This is a genomic window from Nocardioides sp. CPCC 206348 (genome assembly GCF_048654705.1).
Classification (GTDB): Bacteria; Actinomycetota; Actinomycetes; order Propionibacteriales; family Nocardioidaceae; genus Nocardioides.
In genome coordinates this window covers 118,313-120,666 of record NZ_JBMCZA010000239.1, presented here as the reverse complement: position 1 = coordinate 120,666, position 2,354 = coordinate 118,313, and the positions used below count along the sequence as shown (strand labels likewise).

Genomic DNA, 2,354 nt, shown 5'->3' with positions numbered 1-2,354 from the left:
GCCGCTTCGACGGGGGTCTCGACGGGCGCCGGCGCGACGGGACGCTGGGGCGCGGCGGGCTCCTCCGCCCGCTCGGGCGCGGCGCGCTCGGCACGGGACGGAGCCGGGCGATCCTGCGCAGGCGCAGCCGCGGGGGCCGCGGCCGGAGCAGACTCGGCGGACGTCGTACCGCTGATGGCGGCGCGGCGCTCGAGCCGGTCCAGGCGGGCCAGGACGCCCTCGGTGCTGTGGTCCGCCGCGGGCAGCAGGATCCGTGCGCAGATCAGCTCGAGCAGCAGGCGGGGAGCGGTCGCCCCCCGCATGTCGGTGAGGCCGGTCGCGACCAGGTCCGCGGCCCGGGTGAGCTCGCCCCGACCGAACGAGGTGGCCTGGGCGACCAGGCGGTCGGCCTGGTCACCGGACACGTCGATCAGTCCTGAGGCCGCGGCGTCGGGCACGGCGGAGATGATCACGAGGTCGCGCAGCCGGCGCAACAGGTCCTCGGTGAAGCGGCGCGGGTCCTGCCCGGTCTCGATGACCTTGTCGACCACGCCGAAGACGGCGGCTCCGTCGCCGGCTGCGAACGACGACACCACGTCGTCGAGCAGCGTGTCGGGCGTGTAGCCGAGCAGGCCGGCGGCGAGCTCGTAGGTCACGCCCGCGGGGCCGGCACCGCCGAGGAGCTGGTCGAGCACCGAGAGCGTGTCGCGCGCCGAGCCGGCGCCAGCGCGGACCACCAGCGGCAGGGCGGCCGGCTGGATCGTGACGCCCTCCCGCTCACAGAGCTCGGAGAGGTACGACGACAGCAACCGCGGCGGGATCAGCCGGAACGGGTAGTGGTGGGTCCGCGAGCGGATGGTCGGGATGACCTTCTCCGGCTCGGTCGTGGCGAAGATGAAGCGCAGGTGGGGCGGGGGCTCCTCGACCAGCTTGAGCAGGGCGTTGAAGCCCTGCGTGGTCACCATGTGGGCCTCGTCGATGATGTAGACCTTGTAGCGGCTGCGCACGGGTGCGAAGAACGCCTTCTCGCGCAGGTCGCGGGCGTCGTCCACACCGCCGTGGGACGCGGCGTCGATCTCGATCACGTCGATGGAGCCCGGGCCGTTGCGCGCCAGGTCGCGACAGCTGTCGCACTCACCGCACGGGTCGGCGATCGGGGCCCGCTCACAGTTGAGCGCGCGCGCCAGGATCCGGGCGCTCGTGGTCTTGCCACAACCTCGCGGACCGGAGAACAGGTAGGCGTGGTTGACCCGGTTCGCCGCAAGGGCCGCACGCAGCGGTTCGGTCACGTGCTCCTGCCCGATCACCTCGGCGAAGGTCTCGGGCCGGTAGCGGCGGTAGAGCGCGAGCGGGGAGTCCACGTGTGAACACTAACCAGCCGGGCCGACAGCACCACAGGGCCCGGCCCAAGGCGACCGGGGAGCGGTCACTCGATCCGGTTCTCGTGGACCGTCGACTGCAGCGTCGTCTGGTTCAGGTCGAGGTACAGCTGGCTCTCCGTGAGGGACAGCGTGAGCACGTTGCGGCGTTCGATCGCAGCGACCGCGGAGTCGATGAAGCCGGGGTCGAAGCTGCGCACGACGAGGTCCTGGGCGCGGTGGATGCGCTTGCCCGACCACGTGGCCATGAGCCGGGCGGGGTCCCGATGCGTGTAGACCGCCACCCGGTCCGCCAGCTTGCTGCCGTGGTGCAGGCGCTCGGCGTCGGGTGCGCCCACCTCGATCCACACGGTGACCTGGCCGGTGGGGTCGCGGACGAGGACGGCCGGCTCCTGGGTCGAGGAGATGCCCTCGCTGAACGCGATGCCTTCCTCGTACTCCATGCAGTAGGCCAGCAGCCGCGTGAGCATGTACGCGTCGGTCTCGGAGGGGTGCCGCGCCACCCGCAGGGTGAAGTCCTCGTAGACGCCACGGTCCATGTCGGCCCACTGCACCGTGAAGGTGTGCATCATCGAGCCGGTCGCCATGTCGATCGACACTAGTGGCGCGGGCCCCGGAGGACACAAAGGCCCCCCGTGCACCTGACAGAGCTCACTTACCCTTGCTGCCTTCCGGCCCTGGGGGAGTTGGGTGAGGTGCCACCGCACGGGGGGTTGGCAGCACTTTAGTCGACCACCGGGTGCCGGCCGCAATCAGGTGGCGATACGCCAGCGCACTCCGGAACCGAGGGTGCAGCTCTGCATCGTCAGTCCCGTGCCGACCTCACGGTGGGCGACGCCGAGGCACAGGCCGCCGCGGACCAGCCGTAGCGAGACCCCTCCGGCGGGGTTGGCCAGCACGCGCCACCGCTGGTTGTCCTGCGCCCCGCAGCCCCAGGTGCCGACCTGGCCACCCAGGTCGGAGCCGTAGGCGTCGAAGCAGCGACCGGTGAGGACG

At 71.9% G+C, this 2,354-nt stretch carries 3 protein-coding genes and 1 other RNA gene; all 4 read right to left on the bottom strand.

The window, feature by feature from the left end; all coding sequences use genetic code 11:
* Nucleotides 1-1,340: DNA polymerase III subunit gamma and tau (locus ACOADB_RS27885; protein WP_378606831.1), on the bottom strand; the 1,340-nt coding region annotated here is incomplete at its 3' end.
* Nucleotides 1,341-1,405: 65 nt separating this feature from the next.
* The gene (locus ACOADB_RS27880) at nt 1,406-1,945 is read right to left on the bottom strand and encodes a YaeQ family protein (protein WP_378606828.1); all 540 of its coding nucleotides are present in this window, start codon (nt 1,943-1,945) and stop codon (nt 1,406-1,408) included.
* Nucleotides 1,946-1,982: 37 nt separating this feature from the next.
* An RNA gene (gene ffs / locus ACOADB_RS27875) (signal recognition particle sRNA small type) lies at nt 1,983-2,073 on the bottom strand.
* 37 nt (nt 2,074-2,110) lie between these two features.
* The coding region (locus tag ACOADB_RS27870; RefSeq protein ID WP_378606825.1) for an RICIN domain-containing protein at nt 2,111-2,354 on the bottom strand (244 nt) is incomplete at its 5' end.

Bases quoted from the DNA above. Each gene is read 5' to 3' on its own strand.
- ACOADB_RS27880 (WP_378606828.1), bottom strand. From the start codon at position 1,945: ATGGCGACCGGCTCGATGATGCACACCTTCACGGTGCAGTGGGCCGAC.